At 67.4% G+C, this 15,452-nt stretch carries 16 protein-coding genes and 1 tRNA gene; 8 read left to right on the plus strand and 9 right to left on the minus strand.

All coding sequences use genetic code 11. The features are described from left to right. The first annotated feature begins 185 nt into the window (after positions 1-185). Positions 186-857 (plus strand): DUF2278 family protein, encoded by a 672-nt coding sequence (locus tag HWX36_RS03980; protein ID WP_175950970.1) that lies wholly within the window; start codon positions 186-188, stop codon positions 855-857. Positions 858-881: 24 nt separating this feature from the next. Here HWX36_RS03980 and HWX36_RS03985 read toward each other — a convergent pair whose 3' ends face one another. From HWX36_RS03985 to HWX36_RS03995, 3 genes are all read right to left on the minus strand, one after another. Beyond that, a complete protein-coding gene (locus HWX36_RS03985; protein ID WP_175950971.1) occupies positions 882-1,337 on the minus strand; it encodes a GNAT family acetyltransferase in 456 nt (151 codons plus the stop codon). 13 nt (positions 1,338-1,350) lie between these two features. Continuing rightward, entirely contained in the window at positions 1,351-2,535 is a 1,185-nt protein-coding gene (locus tag HWX36_RS03990; protein WP_096502305.1) for an acetylornithine transaminase, read from the minus strand. Between the two features lie 293 nt (positions 2,536-2,828). After that, positions 2,829-3,860 (minus strand): CDP-6-deoxy-delta-3,4-glucoseen reductase, encoded by a 1,032-nt coding sequence (locus HWX36_RS03995; protein ID WP_039368138.1) that lies wholly within the window; start codon positions 3,858-3,860, stop codon positions 2,829-2,831. A gap of 107 nt (positions 3,861-3,967) precedes the next feature. On the opposite strand from HWX36_RS03995, the gene HWX36_RS04000 reads away from it, so the two are divergent. Next, positions 3,968-5,005, plus strand: coding sequence for an NAD-dependent epimerase/dehydratase family protein (locus HWX36_RS04000; RefSeq protein WP_175950972.1), 1,038 nt, complete (start codon positions 3,968-3,970; stop codon positions 5,003-5,005). Here the strand turns inward: HWX36_RS04000 and HWX36_RS04005 are convergent. Then, positions 4,988-5,176: a hypothetical protein gene (locus HWX36_RS04005; protein ID WP_175950973.1), complete on the minus strand. Its 189-nt coding sequence runs from the start codon at positions 5,174-5,176 to the stop codon at positions 4,988-4,990. The genes HWX36_RS04000 and HWX36_RS04005 overlap by 18 nt on opposite strands. Positions 5,177-5,281: 105 nt before the next feature. Beyond that, entirely contained in the window at positions 5,282-5,998 is a 717-nt protein-coding gene (locus HWX36_RS04010; RefSeq protein WP_175950974.1) for a 16S rRNA pseudouridine(516) synthase, read from the minus strand. 114 nt (positions 5,999-6,112) lie between these two features. On the opposite strand from HWX36_RS04010, the gene copC reads away from it, so the two are divergent. The 4 genes from copC (at position 6,113) to HWX36_RS04030 (ending at position 9,110) form a co-directional block, all read left to right on the plus strand. After that, positions 6,113-6,487 carry a copper homeostasis periplasmic binding protein CopC gene (copC, locus tag HWX36_RS04015; RefSeq protein ID WP_175950975.1) on the plus strand — a complete coding sequence of 125 codons (375 nt, stop codon included), beginning with the start codon at positions 6,113-6,115 and terminating at the stop codon, positions 6,485-6,487. A 63-nt stretch (positions 6,488-6,550) separates the two neighbouring features. After that, a complete protein-coding gene (locus HWX36_RS04020) occupies positions 6,551-7,051 on the plus strand; it encodes a DinB family protein (RefSeq protein ID WP_175950976.1) in 501 nt (166 codons plus the stop codon). Positions 7,052-7,234: 183 nt separating this feature from the next. Next, positions 7,235-8,008 carry an SDR family oxidoreductase gene (locus HWX36_RS04025; protein ID WP_175950977.1) on the plus strand — a complete coding sequence of 258 codons (774 nt, stop codon included), beginning with the start codon at positions 7,235-7,237 and terminating at the stop codon, positions 8,006-8,008. Positions 8,009-8,174: 166 nt separating this feature from the next. Beyond that, positions 8,175-9,110 (plus strand): LysR family transcriptional regulator, encoded by a 936-nt coding sequence (locus HWX36_RS04030; RefSeq protein ID WP_175950978.1) that lies wholly within the window; start codon positions 8,175-8,177, stop codon positions 9,108-9,110. Positions 9,111-9,150: 40 nt separating this feature from the next. On the opposite strand, the gene HWX36_RS04035 is transcribed toward HWX36_RS04030, so the two are convergent. Next, the gene (locus HWX36_RS04035; RefSeq protein WP_175950979.1) at positions 9,151-10,047 is read right to left on the minus strand and encodes a LysR family transcriptional regulator; all 897 of its coding nucleotides are present in this window, start codon (positions 10,045-10,047) and stop codon (positions 9,151-9,153) included. A gap of 106 nt (positions 10,048-10,153) precedes the next feature. Here HWX36_RS04035 and HWX36_RS04040 point away from each other — a divergent pair, with 106 nt between their 5' ends. Continuing rightward, a complete protein-coding gene (locus HWX36_RS04040; RefSeq protein WP_175950980.1) occupies positions 10,154-11,044 on the plus strand; it encodes an alpha/beta hydrolase in 891 nt (296 codons plus the stop codon). 148 nt (positions 11,045-11,192) lie between these two features. On the opposite strand, the gene HWX36_RS04045 is transcribed toward HWX36_RS04040, so the two are convergent. From HWX36_RS04045 to HWX36_RS04055, 3 genes are all read right to left on the minus strand, one after another. Then, positions 11,193-11,277 (minus strand) — tRNA-Leu (locus tag HWX36_RS04045). A gap of 96 nt (positions 11,278-11,373) precedes the next feature. Continuing rightward, positions 11,374-12,531 (minus strand): ABC transporter substrate-binding protein, encoded by a 1,158-nt coding sequence (locus HWX36_RS04050; protein WP_175950981.1) that lies wholly within the window; start codon positions 12,529-12,531, stop codon positions 11,374-11,376. 64 nt (positions 12,532-12,595) lie between these two features. Continuing rightward, the gene (locus HWX36_RS04055; RefSeq protein WP_046544612.1) at positions 12,596-13,537 is read right to left on the minus strand and encodes a CysB family HTH-type transcriptional regulator; all 942 of its coding nucleotides are present in this window, start codon (positions 13,535-13,537) and stop codon (positions 12,596-12,598) included. 215 nt (positions 13,538-13,752) lie between these two features. On the opposite strand from HWX36_RS04055, the gene HWX36_RS04060 reads away from it, so the two are divergent. Beyond that, positions 13,753-15,432 carry a nitrite/sulfite reductase gene (locus HWX36_RS04060; protein WP_175950982.1) on the plus strand — a complete coding sequence of 560 codons (1,680 nt, stop codon included), beginning with the start codon at positions 13,753-13,755 and terminating at the stop codon, positions 15,430-15,432. Positions 15,433-15,452: the final 20 nt, after the last annotated feature.

Genomic DNA, 15,452 nt, shown 5'->3' on the forward strand with positions numbered 1-15,452 from the left:
GTGACAGCTTTTTTTTCGTGTCATGAGATTCGGGTCGAACTTGTGCGTGCGAGTGCGACTCCATTCGACTGGTGCGCCGCGCACGCGGCGCGGGAACGATGGGGCGGCCGCCCGTTGCCGGTCGCCCGCAAACCGACACACGGGCCGTGTAGCATCGACGGCCCATCGGGACACGGAGAGCACGCATGAGTCTGGACTACGGTTTTGTGAAGGCGAAGGTGACATCGGTGGCGACGCTGAAGGGCTCGCCGCACGGCAGCGAGATCCAGTATCACATCCACCTGACGCTGGCGTTGCCCGGCGGCGACTGGGACGTCGCGATCAACGTCGGCACCAACGACGCGGACGACCTGCTGAACTACAAGCTCGTCTACGATTTCCACCACCCGATCACGCAGACCCTCGCGGCCGCGGCCGAAGGCTATACGGACCTGACGGGGCAGGCCGCGCTGCCCGCGCTCGACTACCTGCGCAGCGACATCCTGAACGAAACGGGCGCGTGGCGCCCGAGCGCCGTGATGGACGGCACGGAGAATCAGGAGCCGATCCCGTCGCTGCTGCGGCTGGTGAACGCCGCGCAGTCGCAGGGGCTCGACGTCGTCGTGTTCGGCCGCTCGTATGCCGAAGGCAACGGCATCCACGACACGCACATGAACCAGGGTTCGACCGGTTCGACCTACCTGCATCGCGCAGGCGACGACCATAACGACCACAACGACATCTGGCAGGACGGTGCGCTGATCGTGCGCGTGAGCGACACGCAGTGGGCCGCGTATTTCGCCGCGTTCGAGCAGCAGGCCGTGCCGACCGACGCGCTCGGCAATCCGCTGCCGGGCGCGGGGCCGATTACCCGCTGAAGTGGCGGGCTGCCGGCCTTCGCTTCATGCGGCCGGCAGCGTCTTGCCGAACGAGATGCGTTCCTCGACGCGATAGCCGAGCGCCGCGTAGAAGCGGCACGCATCGTCGTTGCCGGGCAGCACCTGAAGATTGACCTTCAGGCAGCCGCGCGCGGCGAGCGCGCGTTCCGCATGCGCGATCAGTGCGCGGCCGATGCCGAGCCGGCGCGCGTCGTTCGATACGCCGAACGAGTAGAGCCAGCCGCGATGCCCGTCGAAACCCGCCATCAGCGTGCCGACCACGCGTGCGCCGCTGGTCGCGACGAAGAACAGTTCCGGTTGCGTCGCGAGCTTCAGCTCGATGGATCGCAGCGGATTGCGGTGCGGTGGCGCGTCGGCGTCTTCGTACTGCGGGAACGCGTCGCGCCATACCGCGAGCACGGCATCGGTGTCGGCGCGTTCGAACGGGCGGATGGCGACAGCTTCGGCGACGGCATTCATTTGCGGGCTCTCCTTAGAGCGTGTCGAGAACCGACCGCAGCATCGCCATCATCTGGTCGATTTCCTCGGTCGTCACGTTCAGTGCGGGCATGAAGCGCAGCAGGTTCGGCCGCGCGGCGTTCAGCAGCAGGCCGTCGGGCTGCATGTCGCGCGCCTTCTCGACGATCTGCGGGCCGATGTCCTTGCCGAGCAGCAGCGCGCGCAGCAGGCCTTCGCCGCGTTCGCCTTCGAAGCCACGCTCTTCCGACAACTCCAGCAGCTTGCGCTTCAGGTATTCGCTGCGCGCACGCACACCTTCCAGGAAGCCCGGCGCGACGAGTTGCGAGATCACCGAATAGCCGACCGCCGTCATCAGCGGGTTGCCGTTGTACGTGCCGCCCTGGTCGCCGGCCTCGAACACCGCGACCTCGGCCTTCGACAGAAGCGCGCCGAGCGGGGCGCCGCCGCCGATGCCTTTCGCGAGCGTCATGACGTCCGGCTCGATGCCGGACAGCTCGTACGCGAACAGCGTGCCCGCCCGGCCGCAGCCGCTCTGCACTTCGTCGACGATCAGCAGCAGGTTGTGCTGCTTCGTCAGTGCGCGCAGCGCCTGCATGAATTCACGCGTGGCCGGAATCACGCCGCCTTCGCCCTGGATCGGCTCGAGCATCACCGCGACGGTCTTGTCGGTGATCAGCTTCTCGACCGAGTTGATGTCGTTCAGCTCGGCCTTCGGGAAGCCCGGCACCTGCGGTGCGTAGATCGTGTCCCAGCCCGGCTTGCCGCTGGCCGACATCGTCGCGAGCGTGCGGCCGTGGAAGCTGTGGTCGAACGTGATGATCTCGTACGCGCCGTTCTTGAACTTGCGGCCCCACTTGCGTGCGAGCTTGATCGCGCCTTCGTTCGCTTCCGCGCCGCTGTTCGTGAAGAACACCTTGTCGAACACGCTGTGCTGCGTGAGCAGGCCCGCGAGCTTCGCCATCGGTTCGTTGTAGAACGCGGGCGACGGGTTCAGCAGCTTTTCCGCCTGCGTCTTCAGCGCTTCGACGATGCCTTCGTTGCAGTGGCCGAGGCTGTTGACGGCCCAGCCCTGGATGAAGTCCAGATAGCGCTTGCCCGTGTGATCGTAGAGCCACGAACCCTTTCCGTGCGTAAACACGATGTCGGGGCGGTTCGTGATGTACATCAGCGAGTCGATCGGATAATCGTTCAGGGGCATGGCAGCAGACTCCAGCGGAGGGTGGACGGAAAATGGGCAATAAAAAAGCCACGGAAGGCCGTGGCTGGTGGGTCGAACAGCTTGTGCGTAACCGGTGAAGCAGTGTGGGGGTTACGCGCGAGTCCGTGACGAGCCTGCGGCATCCGGGCGGAGCGGCGAGCGGCGACGTCGAAGGGCGGACAGGAAGCAGTTCATGTGCGCAAGCATAAGGCATCCCGCGCCTCACTGTAAACCGCCGCGATGCCATGGATGTGACATCGCGGCGTGCGGTGCCGTACGCGGATGGGCGGACCTTAGACCGGATGCGCGAGATCGGCAGCGCTCGTGAACGAGTCGGCGTAGAACTCGTCGGCCGGCAGTGCGTGGTGCTGCGTGAAATCGCGCTGCGCGGATTCGACCATCACCGGCGCGCCGCAGGCATACACCTGGTGGCCCGACAGATCGGGGAGGTCCTCGATCACCGCGCGATGGACGAAGCCGGTGCGGCCCGTCCACTGGTCGCCTGCGTCCGGCTCGGAGAGCACCGGCACGTACTTGAAGTTCGGAATCTCGCGCGCCCACTGCTCGGCGAGCTCGCCGAGGTAGATGTCCTTCTTGCGGCGCGCGCCCCAGTAGAGCGTCATCGGGCGCGTGATGCCCGTGTGCTTCACGTGCTCGATGATCGCCTTGATCGGCGCGAAGCCCGTGCCCGATGCGAGCAGCACGATCGGCTTGTCGGAATCCTCGCGCAGGAAGAACGTGCCGAGCGGGCCTTCGAAGCGCAGGATGTCGCGTTCCTTCATCGCGCCGAACACGTGGTCGGTGAACTTGCCGCCCGGCATGTGGCGGATATGCAGCTCGATCGGGCCCTCCTCGTGCGGCGCGTTCGCCATCGAGTAGCTGCGGCGCGAGCCGTCCTTCAGGATGAACTCGACGTACTGGCCCGCGAGATACTGCAGGCGTTCGTTGGCGGGCAACTGGAGCTTCACGACCATCACGTCGTCGGCCTTGCGCTCGAGTGCGGCGATCCGGCACGGCAGCTTCTTGACCTGCACGCCGTCGACGCCGGCGATTTCACGCACGTCGATTTCGAGATCGCACTGCGCCTTCGAGCAGCACAGCAGCGCGAGGCCGCGCGTGCGCTCGTCATTGGACAGTGCCGACGCGGCGTGCGGGCCCTGTTCGATCTGGCCCGACACGATCTGGCCCTTGCAGGAGCCGCACGCGCCGTTCTTGCAGCCGTACGGCAGGTGGACGTTCTGGCGCAGCGCAGCGGCCAGCACGGTTTCGTCCGACTCGACCTGGAATTGCCGGCCGCTTTGCTTGAGAGTGACGTTGAATGCCATAGAACCAAACTAGAACAAAATGTGGGGACCGTGCATGTCGAGCACGGCAGCTACAATGCAAACCCGTTGCGCGTCGCGCAACGGTGGCTACTGATTTCGCAACCAACATGATCGCGACTCGAATCCTGCGCCGGCCGCGCGCACTGATCGTCGGCTGTGGCGACGTCGGCATGCGCTGCGTCGCGCAATGGCGCGACACGCGCCGCAACCTGCGGGTCTTCGCGCTGACGAGCCATCCGGCTCGCCGCGACGAACTGCGCGCCGCGGGCGCGATACCGATCGTCGGCGATCTCGATCGCCGGGCGACGCTCGGCCGCCTCGCGGGCCTGGCCCGCACGATCCTGCATCTCGCACCGCCGCAGTCCGACGGCCACGACGACCGGCGCACACGTGCGCTGATCGCCGCAACGACCGTGCCTGCACGACGGCCACCGGTGCCGCCGGCACCGGCGGTCGGCCGGCTCCGAACGCTGCGCACCGCTGCCCGCCAGGCCGGCGCGCCCGTTCGGGCAGCGCGTATTGTACCCGACGGCCTTTGTGCGCCGAGGCTCGTCTACGCCAGTACGACGGGCGTTTACGGCGACTGCGGTGGCGCGCGCATCGACGAAACGCATCCGCTGCGCCCGGCGAATCCGCGCGCGTTCCGGCGCGTGTCGGCCGAGCGGCAACTGCGTGCGGCGACGGTGCGCGGCGTGCTGTCCGCACGCATCGTGCGCATTCCGGGCATCTACGCGGCAAACCGTCTGCCGGTCGCACGGCTCGAGCGCGGCACGCCGGCGCTCGAACCGGCCGACGACGTCTACACGAACCACATCCACGCGGACGATCTCGCGGCGATCCTGCGCCGCGCGGCCGAGCGGGGCAAGCCGGCGCGCGCCGTGCATGCGTCGGACGACAGCGAACTGCGGATGGGAGAGTATTTCGACCGGGTCGCGCAGGTGCTCGGCCTGCCGAGGCCGCCACGCGTCAGCCGCGCCGACGCCGAGCGTCAGCTCGAACCGACACTGCTGTCGTTCATGCGCGAGTCGCGGCGCCTGTCCAACGCACGGCTGAAGGCCGAATTGTGCGTGACGTTGCGCTATCCGACCGTAGACGATTTCCTTCAAACGCTCGCGCCGGGCAGCGCGTCAGGTCAGCGCCGGTAACGCCTCGATCAGCAGGAAGCACAACAGCGCGCCGATCAGTGCGCCAATCAGGTTCGGATGATATTTGTGCTTCAGGTGCATCGCGGCCAGCAGCCCGCCGATCACGATGACCCCGACGACCGCGAACGCGATCATCACGTACGACAGTTCAAAAGAATGGTCGATGTTCATGATGTCTCCCCTGCATCGCTGCTCGTACAGCTTGTGATTCGAGTATAGCGGGGGAACATGCTGCCGAGATGCGGCCGGGCGTCGAACGATCGTGCGGATTTTCCCTTACAGGGTTTTGACGGGATTGCGCAACGCTGAAAGGTCGGCGTCATCGAGCCAGCGCCACGCACCGGGTGCGAGATCGCCCGGCAGCGCGAAGCCGCCGATGCTTTCGCGATGCAGCGCTTCGACGCGATTGCTCGCCGCCGCGACCATGCGCTTGACCTGGTGATACTTGCCTTCGAGGACGGTCAGCACGAGCGCGTGCGTGTCGCGCGCGTCGGCGGCGACCGCCGCGATCGGCTTCGGCTCGCCGTGCAGCTGCACGCCGGTGCGCAGCATGTTCAGCTGCGTGTCGTCGAGCGGGTGGCGCACGGTCGCCACGTAGGTCTTCGGCACCTTGCGCTTCGGCGACGTGTACGCGTGCACGAACTGGCCGTCGTCGGACAGCAGCAGCAGGCCCGTCGTGTCCTGGTCGAGACGACCGACGCACTGCACGCCGCGCGCGACGAGCGGCGCGGGCAGCAGGCTGAACACGCTCGCGTGGTGTTGCGGATCGCGCGAACACTCGTAGCCGGCCGGCTTGTTGAGCGCGAGATACGCGCGCGCGTGGAACGGCCACGCCGTATCGTCGACCGAGAACACGAGGCCGTCGGTATCGAAGCCGGCGTCGGGGTCGGTCGCGCTGGCGCCCGCCACGGTGACGCGGCCCGCTTCGATCAGGCCGCGGCACTGGCGGCGCGAGCCGAAGCCCTGGGTGTAGAGAATGCTTTCGAGATCCATAGCGCGCGCATTCTATCAAGCGATGGCGCGCGCCCGGCGTGAACGCGCATGCGCTGGTAAGCTGCCGGTACGCCGCGCGGCGCGCGGCGCCCGTTCATTCTTCACGGAGAGTCCATGCCCTTTGCCACGTTCCCGTTCGGCCGCAAGGCGGCCGCCGTCATCGTTGCCGCGACCGTATCGTCGGCCGCGTTCGCGCACGCGCACCTCGCGAAGAGCGACCCGGCGGCGGGCGCGGCGGTGGATGCCGCACCCGCCGCCGTCACGATCGACTTCACCGAGCCGCTGGAGCCGGCGTTCAGCTCGATCGTCGTGGTCGACGGCGGCGGCAAGACGGTGTCGGACGGCCGCGCGCGCATCGACGCGTCGAACCGCAAGCGGATGACGGTGCCGCTCACGGCGGTCGGCACGGGCGCCTATACGGTGAAGTGGGTGGCCGTCGCGACCGACGGGCACCGCACGCAGGGCGCGTACGGCTTCAGCGTGAAGTGACGCAACGGCGGCGGCAGGCCCGTGCCAGGGCTGCCGCCGCTCCCATCGGACCGGGAGTCCCGCATGAATCCGACGACGCTCGACGCACTCGCCGATTTCCCCCGTCTGCTCGAAGCCCATTTCGCGGCCGTGCCCGACGGCTACGCGCGCTGGACGCCCGACGACTGGGCCGGGATTCCGAGCGAGCACTTTTCGCCGCTCGGGCAGCTCTGCCACGTGCGCGACATCGAGATCGACGGTTATCACGTGCGGCTGCGGCGGATGCTCGACGAAGACCGGCCGCTGCTCGCGTCGATCGATGGCGACGCGCTCGCGATCGAGCGCCGCTACAACGACGCGTATGCGTCCGACGTACTCGCGGCGATCCGCGAAGCGCGGCGCGAGACGCTGGAGCTCGTGTCGCGCCTCACGCCCGAACAGCTCGCGCGCACCGGGGCGTTCGACGGCTACGGTTCGCTGACCGTGCGCGGGCTCGTCCACTACCTGTGCAGCCACGACCAGCAGCATCTGGCCGGCATGCAATGGCTGCTCGGCAAGATCGACGCGACGCTGTACGCGCGCTGAGCCGGCCGGCATTGGCGCAATCCATCGATTGCAGATTCCGGTGCGGCTGTCGGTGCGGCAGGCCGCACTGCCGCGCTTCGATTGGATCGTTTTTCTGGATAATCCATCCAGTCGCGACCGGCTGACCGGTGCGTCGCGCGTGCCTACACTCCAAGCTTCGTTCAACGAGAAAAGGAGTCAACCGTGGCAACGCATACGCTCGCAGGCAAGGTCGTCCTGATCGCAGGCGGCGCCAAGAATCTCGGCGGCCTGATCGCGCGGGACCTGGCGAGCCACGGCGCGAAGGCCGTGGCGATTCACTACAACAGTGCCGCATCGCAGACGCAGGCCGAGGAGACGGCTGCCGCGGTGCGTGCGGCCGGCGCGCAAGCCGCAACGTTCCAGGGCGACCTGACGACGGCCGCCGCGGTCGAGAAGCTGTTCGACGACGCGAAGCAGCGCTTCGGCAAGATCGACATCGCGATCAACACGGTCGGCAAGGTGCTGAAGAAGCAGTTCACCGAGATCAGCGAGGCCGAGTACGACGACATGTTCGCGGTCAACAGCAAGTCGGCGTTCTTCTTCATCAAGGAAGCGGGGCGGCACCTCGAGGATCACGGCAAGCTCGTCACGCTCGTGACGTCGCTGCTCGGCGCGTTCACGCCGTTCTATGCGGCGTACGAAGGGTCGAAGGCGCCGGTCGAGCATTTCACGCGCGCGGCGTCGAAGGAATACGGCGCGCGCGGGATCTCGGTGACGGCCGTCGGGCCGGGCCCGATGGACACGCCGTTCTTCTACCCGGCCGAAGGCGCCGATGCGGTCGCGTATCACAAGACGGCGGCCGCGCTGTCGCCGTTCAGCAAGACGGGCCTGACCGACATCGAGGACGTCGTGCCGTTCATCCGCCATCTCGTCACCGACGGCTGGTGGATCACGGGCCAGACGATCCTGATCAACGGCGGCTATACGACCAAGTAACCGACCCGGCAACGGGCCGCGCGGCGCACCGCAATGGCGCGTTTGCGTGGACAATGGACGGGCGCGTGGCCTCGCGGCTGCGCGCCCGTTTTCTTGGTGCCACCGGACCTCGCCGCGACGCGCGACGGCTGGCGGCGGCATTCGTCCGAATCTACGTTCCCTGCCGATGGACAAGCTGGATCAGGTCAGAATCTTCCTGCAGGTTGCCGAGATGGGCAGCTTCATCAAGGCCGCGCATGCGCTCGACGTGCCGCGCGCGACCGTGTCGGCGGCGGTTCAGCAGCTGGAGACGGGGCTCGGTACACGTCTCTTGCACCGCACGACACGCCAGGTGCAACTGACCGCCGACGGCGTGCTGCTGCTTGAACGCGGCCGGCGCCTGCTCGCGGAGGCCGACGAACTCGACCGCCTGTTCCGCCGCCGCGACCGCGACGTGATCGGCCGGCTGAACGTCGACGTGCCGAGCCGGATCGCGCGCCGCATGGTGGCGCCTGCGCTGCCGTCGCTGTTTCAGCGGTACCCGAAGCTGCAACTGTCGCTTGGTTCGACGGATCGTTCGATCGACCTGGTGCAGGAGGGCGTCGACTGCGCGATTCGCGTGGGGCGGCTCGCGGACAGCAGCCTCGTCGTGCGGCCGCTCGGGCAGTTCACGCTGATCAACTGCGCGAGCCCCGACTACCTGCGCGAATGCGGCGTGCCCGAGCATCCGGATGCGCTCGCGCACGGGCACTGGGCGATCGGCTATGCGTCGCCGACGACAGGGCGCGAGCTCGACTGGGAATACTGCGCGGACAGCCAGCGGCACACGCTCACGCTGCCGAGCCGGGTGATCGTCAACAACGCCGAAACCTATATCGCCAGCTGTATCGCCGGGATGGGGCTGATCCAGATTCCGCGCTTCGACGTCGAACATCTGCTCGACAGCGGCGCGCTCGTCGACGTGATGCCCGGCCACCGCGCGGCACCGATGGACGTGTCGGCCGTGTACCCGCACCGGCGGCACCGTTCGCGCCGGCTCAATGCGTTCATCGAATGGTTCGGGGAGCTGATGGTGAGCGCGTTGACGAGGAGCGGGGAGGGGGCGGGCGCGGAGGGCGACTGACCGGCACGGCCGGTTTGCGTCACGTGCCGTCGCGCGTGTTTCAGCCGGGCTGCGCCGCGAAGTGCCGGCTGCGCCCGGTTTCCCGCACCGCATCGATCAATGCCGCGCCGGCGCCGTCCGGTTTCGCCGCGAACGCGTAGAAGCGCGCGGCCGGCAGCGCCGGCAGACCGTCCTGCGGGCCGCATTCGCGCAGGCCGTCGCGCAGCTGGCTGCGCGCCAGTGCGGTGACCGCGAAGCCCGCGAGCGCGGCCGACACGCAGCCGGCCATGCTGCTGCTCTCGAACAGCACGCGGAACGGCCGCAGTGCAGCGGCAAGTGCCGCGACGGCGGCCTCCCGATAGACGCATGGCTGCGGAAACAGTGCGAGCGGCACGTCGTCGCCGGCGTCGAGTGTGCGATCCGACGCGAACGCCCACACGAGCGGTTCTTCCCACAGCAGTTCGCCTGGCGTGTCGACCTGCCGGCACTGCTTGCCGAACACGACGTCGAGCCGGCCGAGCGTCTGTTCGTGCAGCAGGGACGCGGTGATGCCGACCTTCAGCTCGATCGACGTGCGCGGGTGGCGGTCGCGAAACGTGCGCAGCACCTGCGGCAGCCACGCGCCCGCGAAATCTTCCGACGCGCCGACCCGCAGCGGCCCGTGCGCCGGCGCGCCGCGCAGCCGCGCGCGCACTTCGCGCTCCATGTCGACGATGTTGCGCGCGTATGCGTACAACGTGTCGCCGGCTGGCGTAAGCGCGACGCGGCGTGTCGTGCGCGCGAGCAGCACCGTGCCGGCTGCCTGTTCGAGCCGCTTGATGTGGCCGCTGACGGCCGACGGCGTCAGCGCGAGCCGTTCGGCGGCCGGCGCGAACCCGCGGCTGTCGACGACTTCGAGGAAGGTGCGCAGCAGCGTGATGTCGAGCGACGTCGACGCGGGGTCGGTCAGCGGTTCCATGGATCGATTCAACGCAATATTCGAAGAATTGACAATGATACTCAATGAATCGTGATGAAAGACCGGCCTACCATCGTGTACTCGGATCGATCCCACGGAGTGCACGATGACGACCTATGCGCATGCGACGACCGCGTCGCTCGACATTGCCTATCTCGAATGGAACCCGCGCGGCGAACGCGTGGCCGTGCTGCTGCACGGCTGGCCGGACAGCCCGGTCGGCTGGGACGCCGTGGCGGGCGCACTCGCCGCGCGCGGCTACCGGGTGCTCGCTCCCGCGCTGCGCGGATTTGCGCCGACCCGCTTTCGCGACGCATCCGCGCCGCGTAGCGGCCAGCTTGCGGCGCTCGGGCGCGACCTGCTCGACTTCGTCGATGTGCTCGGCATCGAGCGGCCCATGCTGGTCGGGCACGACTGGGGCGCGCGGGCAGTCGCGAACGCGTGCGGGCTGCGCGATGGCGCCGCATCCCATCTCGTGATGCTGTCGGTCGGGTATGGCACCAACGATCCGGGACAGCCGCTGTCGCTGCAGCAGGCGCGCAACTACTGGTATCACTGGTTCATGGCGACGCCGCGCGGCGAGCAGGCGTTGCGCGACGATCGTCGCGCGTTTGCCCGCTTGATGTGGGATACGTGGTCGCCGCCGGGCTGGTATCGCGACGGCGATTTCGAGGCGGCCGCCACCGCGTTCGACGGGCCCGACTGGCTCGACGTCGTCCTGCATTCGTACCGGCATCGGTGGGGATTCGCGCCGGGCACGCCGGCCTATGCCGACGACGACGCACGGCTGAATCCCGCGCCGGTGCTGGCGCTGCCGACGCTTGTACTGCACGGCGGCGCGGACACCTGCAATCATCCGGACAGCTCGGCCGGGCGCGAGCAGTTCTTCGCGGGGCGCTACGCGCGACAGGTGCTGGATGGCGTCGGCCACTTTCCGCAGCGCGAGGCGCCGGCGGCGGTCGCCGACGCGATCCTCGGGTTCTGCGGGCAAGGCTGATGCGCGCCGGCGTGGCCGGCGCGCAGCGGATCGGCAGCCGACACAGGGCGCGCACGCGTCGCGGCGCGCATGGCAAAAACAAAAAACCCGCGAAGCGGCGAGCTTGCGCGGGTTTCGGGAGGCGCAGCGCGTCACGCTGCGAGAATGCTGGTGCCCAGGGCCGGAATCGAACCGGCACGCCTTGCGGCGGGGGATTTTGAGTCCCCTGCGTCTACCAATTTCACCACCTGGGCTTGATCCTGTCCGCGCATGCGATTGTGCGCGGCGAAACGCGGATTATGCCCGCAATTCCGACGCCGGGCAAGCTACCCGGTTGCCCGGCATATACGTCACTGGCTCAGGTAGACGAACCGGCCCTGTTTGACGATCCCCATCACGCTCGCGCGCTGGTCGAGCCCCACATGATCCTTGTTGCTCGTGTTGACGACGCCGTTCGGCACGACGAGCTCGTGCGCGCGTTCCAGCTCGCGCCGCAGCGCCGCGCGGAACGCGGGCGTGCCGGGCGGCGCTGCCTTCAACGCGCGGCCGACCGCGTCGGCGAGGCGCGGGTAGACGCCCGCCGCGTCTCCCGCGAACTGCGTGACCGTGCCGGCACCGTACTTCGCCTCGTACGCATCGACGAACGCGAGCGCGGACTTGCGGGCCGGATGATCGGCCGGCAGCGTGCGCGCGACGACCACCGGCTGGGTCGGGAACAGCGTCCCGTCGACGTCCTTGCCGCCAAGCTTGATGAATTCCGGCGTCGCGATCCCGTGCGTCTGGTAGACCGGGCCCTGGTAGCCGCGCTCGACCAGCGTGCGTTGCGGCAGGACGGCCGGCGTGCCGGAGCCCGCGATCAGGATCGCGTCGGGCTTCGCCGCGATCAGCTTCAGCGTCTGGCCCGTGACGCTCGCGTCGGTGCGGTTGAAGCGCTCGGTCGCGACGACGCGGATCTTGCGCAGGTCCGCGAAGCGCGTGAACTCGTTCAGCCAGCTGTCGCCATAGCTGTCCGCGAAGCCGATGAAGCCGACCGTCTTCACGCCGTGGTTGGCCATGTAGCGCGTCATCACGTCGGCCATCGCCCGGTCGCTCTGCGCCATCTTGAATGCCCAGGTCCGCGTGCCTTCCTGCGGCTCGACGATCGCGCCGGAGCCGACCAGCGTGATCATCGGCGTCTGCCCGGCGGCCACCGCATCGAGCGCCGCGAGCGCGGCCGGCGTGATGTTCGGCCCGACCACGACGTCGACATGATCCTCGTCGACCAGCTTGCGGATGTTGCGCACCGCGGTGCCCGGGTCGGACGCATCGTCGAGCACCGTCACCTGGACGGGCTGCCCGGCGATCGTCTTCGGCCACATCAGGATCGCGTTCTTGCTCGTGATGCCGATCGCGGCGGCCGGGCCGGTCGACGACAGGTCGACGCCGACCTTCAGGTCGGCATGTGCGGTGGCGCAGGCCAATACGAGGGCGCCGGCAGCGGCGGGGCGCAACAGGGCGGTAAGCGTCATGCGGAATTCTCCGTCGGACAGCAAAAAGGGGCGCGATGTGCGCCCCCGTGTTTATACACGCCGCTCAGAGTTCGTACGATTCGGATTCGCCCTTGAGCGCCTGCTCGATCAGCTTGCGGTTCAGCGTCGGCGACAGCAGTTCGACGAGCGTATACACATAGCTGCGCAGGTAGGCACCCTGCTTGAGCGCGACGCGCGTCACGTTGCTGCCGAACAGGTGGCCGACCGGGATCAGCCGCAGGCTGCGGTCGCGCTCGGGATTGAACGCGATGTCCGCCATGATGCCGACGCCGAGGCCGAGTTCGACGTAGGTCTTGATCACGTCGGCGTCGATCGCCTCGAGCACGATGTCCGGCGACAATCCGCGCAGCGCGAACGCATGGTTGATCTTCTTGCGGCCCGCGAATGCATCGTCGTACGTGATCAGCGGGTACTGCGCGAGATCGTCGAGCGTGACCGGCTTGCGTTCGAGCAGCGGATGGTCGGCCGGCACGACGGCCGCGTGGTGCCACTGGAAGCAGGGCAGCGACACGAGTTCCTTGTAGTCGGAGATCGCCTCGGTCGCGATCGCGAGGTCGGCCTGGTCGTGGATCACCATCTCGGCCACCTGCGTCGGGCTGCCCTGCAGGATCGACAGGTGCACCTTCGGGAAGCGCTTCTTGAATTCGGCGATCGCGGCCGGCAGCGAGTAGCGGGCCTGCGTGTGGGTCGCGGCGATGGTCAGGTTGCCCTGGTCCTGTGCTGCATAATCTTTTCCGACCCTTTTAAGGCTTTCAACCTCCTGGAGAATCCGCTCGACCGACGCAAGGATGATCCTGCCCGGCTCGGTGAGCGAGCGTACGCGCTTGCCGTGCCGCGTGAAGATCTCCACGCCGAGCTCGTCCTCGAGCTCGATGATCGCCTTCGATACCCCCGGTTGCGACGTGTAGAGCGCCTTGGCGGCCTCGGTGAGGTTGAAATTCTGCCGGACGGCCTCGCGCACGAAGCGAAATTGGTGCAGGTTCATTTATAACCCTTCCGCATATCAACAGAATTTTTTAGTCGTTTGAAATATAAGGCGAGTTTATTACGATTCACCGGAGTTTTTCAAATATGGATATCTGTTTTCGTCATTAGCAATCCACCCGGCAGCGGATGGCGGCAGTGACGACGCAACGGAGATTCGGGCGCGACGTGGCTAGGACGTCGCGCGGTCACCACGAAAACCCCTGGGGTCCCCGAATGTATCAGTACGACCAATACGACCAGACGATCGTCGACGAGCGTGTCGCGCAGTACCGCGATCAGGTGCGCCGCCGCCTGTCGGGCGAGCTGAGCGAAGACGAGTTCCGTCCGCTGCGTCTGCAGAACGGCCTGTACATGCAACGCCACGCGTACATGCACCGCATCGCGATTCCGTACGGCAACCTGCGCAGCGACCAGCTCCGGATGCTGGCGCGCATCGCCCGCGAACACGACCGCGGCTACGGCCACTTCTCGACCCGCTCGAACATCCAGTTCAACTGGATCCAGCTCGAAGACACGCCCGAGATCCTCGCGAAGCTCGCGTCGGTGCAGATGCACGGCATCCAGACCTCGGGCAACTGCATCCGCAACATCACGGCGGACCAGTTCGCGGGCGTCGCCCAGGACGAGGAGATCGATCCGCGTCCGTGGTCGGAAATCCTGCGCCAGTGGTCGACGTTCCATCCCGAATTCGCGTGGCTGCCGCGCAAGTTCAAGATCGCGGTGTCGGGCTCGACGCACGACCGCGCGGCTGTGCAGATCCACGACCTCGGCGTGTACCTGAAGAAGAACGCGCAGGGCGAGGTGGTCGCGAGCATCCTCGCGGGCGGCGGCCTCGGCCGTACGCCGATCATCGGCGCGGTGATCAAGGAAGACCTGCCGTGGCAGCACCTGCTCACGTACTGCGAAGCCGTGCTGCGCGTGTACAACCGCTACGGCCGCCGCGACAACCTGTACAAGGCGCGCATCAAGATCCTCGTGAAGGCCCTGTCGCCCGCGAAGTTCGCGCAGCAGGTCGAGGAAGAGTGGCAGCACCTGAAGGACGGCCCGTCGACGCTCACGCAGGCGGAAGTCGATCGCGTGTCGCAGTACTTCCAGCCGCCCGTCTACGAGAAGCTGGCCGACACCGACGCATCGTTCGAACAGCACCTGCTCGAGAACAAGGCGTTCGCGCGCTGGGTCGAGCGTAACGTCGCGCCGCACAAGGTGGCCGGCTATGCAGCCGTCACGCTGTCGCTGAAGGATCACCGTGTCGCGCCGGGCGATGCGACCGACCAGCAGATGGATCTGGTGGCCGACTGGGCCGACGCGTACGCGTTCGGCGAGCTGCGCGTGTCGCACGAGCAGAACCTGATTCTCGCGAACGTGAAGAAGCGCGACCTGTTCGCGCTGTGGGAAAAGGCGAAGGCCGCCGGCTTCGCGACGCCGAACATCGGCCTGCTGACCGACATCATCGCGTGCCCGGGCGGCGATTTCTGCTCGCTCGCGAACGCGAAGTCGATCCCGATCGCGCTGGCGATCCAGCAGCGTTTCGACGATCTCGACTATGTGTACGACCTCGGCGACCTGTCGCTGAACATTTCCGGTTGCATGAACTCGTGCGGTCACCACCACGTCGGCAACATCGGCATCCTCGGTGTCGACAAGGACGGCGCCGAGTGGTACCAGGTGTCGCTCGGCGGCGAGCAGGGCACGGGCCGGAACGGCGCGCGCCTCGGCCGCGTGATCGGGCCGTCGTTCTCGGCGGAAGAAGTGCCCGACGTGATCGCGAAGCTGATCGACACGTTCGTCGAATCGCGCATCGACGGCGAGCGCTTCGTCGAGACGTACGACCGCATCGGCATCACGCCGTTCAAGGAGCGCGTGTATGCGGCGCGCCAGGCAGTGAACGCGTAACCAACCGGGTACAAGGAATT

Origin of the sequence: Burkholderia sp. BCC0405 (assembly GCF_902833075.1) — a bacterium.
Lineage (GTDB): Bacteria > Pseudomonadota > Gammaproteobacteria > Burkholderiales > Burkholderiaceae > Burkholderia.

Coding starts and splice junctions, on each gene's coding strand:
- HWX36_RS03980 (WP_175950970.1), top strand. CDS start 186: ATGAGTCTGGACTACGGTTTTGTGAAGGCGAAGGTGACATCGGTGGCG.
- HWX36_RS03985 (WP_175950971.1), bottom strand. CDS start 1,337: ATGAATGCCGTCGCCGAAGCTGTCGCCATCCGCCCGTTCGAACGCGCC.
- HWX36_RS03990 (WP_096502305.1), bottom strand. CDS start 2,535: ATGCCCCTGAACGATTATCCGATCGACTCGCTGATGTACATCACGAAC.
- HWX36_RS03995 (WP_039368138.1), bottom strand. CDS start 3,860: ATGGCATTCAACGTCACTCTCAAGCAAAGCGGCCGGCAATTCCAGGTC.
- HWX36_RS04000 (WP_175950972.1), top strand. CDS start 3,968: ATGATCGCGACTCGAATCCTGCGCCGGCCGCGCGCACTGATCGTCGGC.
- HWX36_RS04005 (WP_175950973.1), bottom strand. CDS start 5,176: ATGAACATCGACCATTCTTTTGAACTGTCGTACGTGATGATCGCGTTC.
- HWX36_RS04010 (WP_175950974.1), bottom strand. CDS start 5,998: ATGGATCTCGAAAGCATTCTCTACACCCAGGGCTTCGGCTCGCGCCGC.
- copC (WP_175950975.1), top strand. CDS start 6,113: ATGCCCTTTGCCACGTTCCCGTTCGGCCGCAAGGCGGCCGCCGTCATC.
- HWX36_RS04020 (WP_175950976.1), top strand. CDS start 6,551: ATGAATCCGACGACGCTCGACGCACTCGCCGATTTCCCCCGTCTGCTC.
- HWX36_RS04030 (WP_175950978.1), top strand. CDS start 8,175: ATGGACAAGCTGGATCAGGTCAGAATCTTCCTGCAGGTTGCCGAGATG.
- HWX36_RS04035 (WP_175950979.1), bottom strand. CDS start 10,047: ATGGAACCGCTGACCGACCCCGCGTCGACGTCGCTCGACATCACGCTG.
- HWX36_RS04040 (WP_175950980.1), top strand. CDS start 10,154: ATGACGACCTATGCGCATGCGACGACCGCGTCGCTCGACATTGCCTAT.
- HWX36_RS04050 (WP_175950981.1), bottom strand. CDS start 12,531: ATGACGCTTACCGCCCTGTTGCGCCCCGCCGCTGCCGGCGCCCTCGTA.
- HWX36_RS04055 (WP_046544612.1), bottom strand. CDS start 13,537: ATGAACCTGCACCAATTTCGCTTCGTGCGCGAGGCCGTCCGGCAGAAT.
- HWX36_RS04060 (WP_175950982.1), top strand. CDS start 13,753: ATGTATCAGTACGACCAATACGACCAGACGATCGTCGACGAGCGTGTC.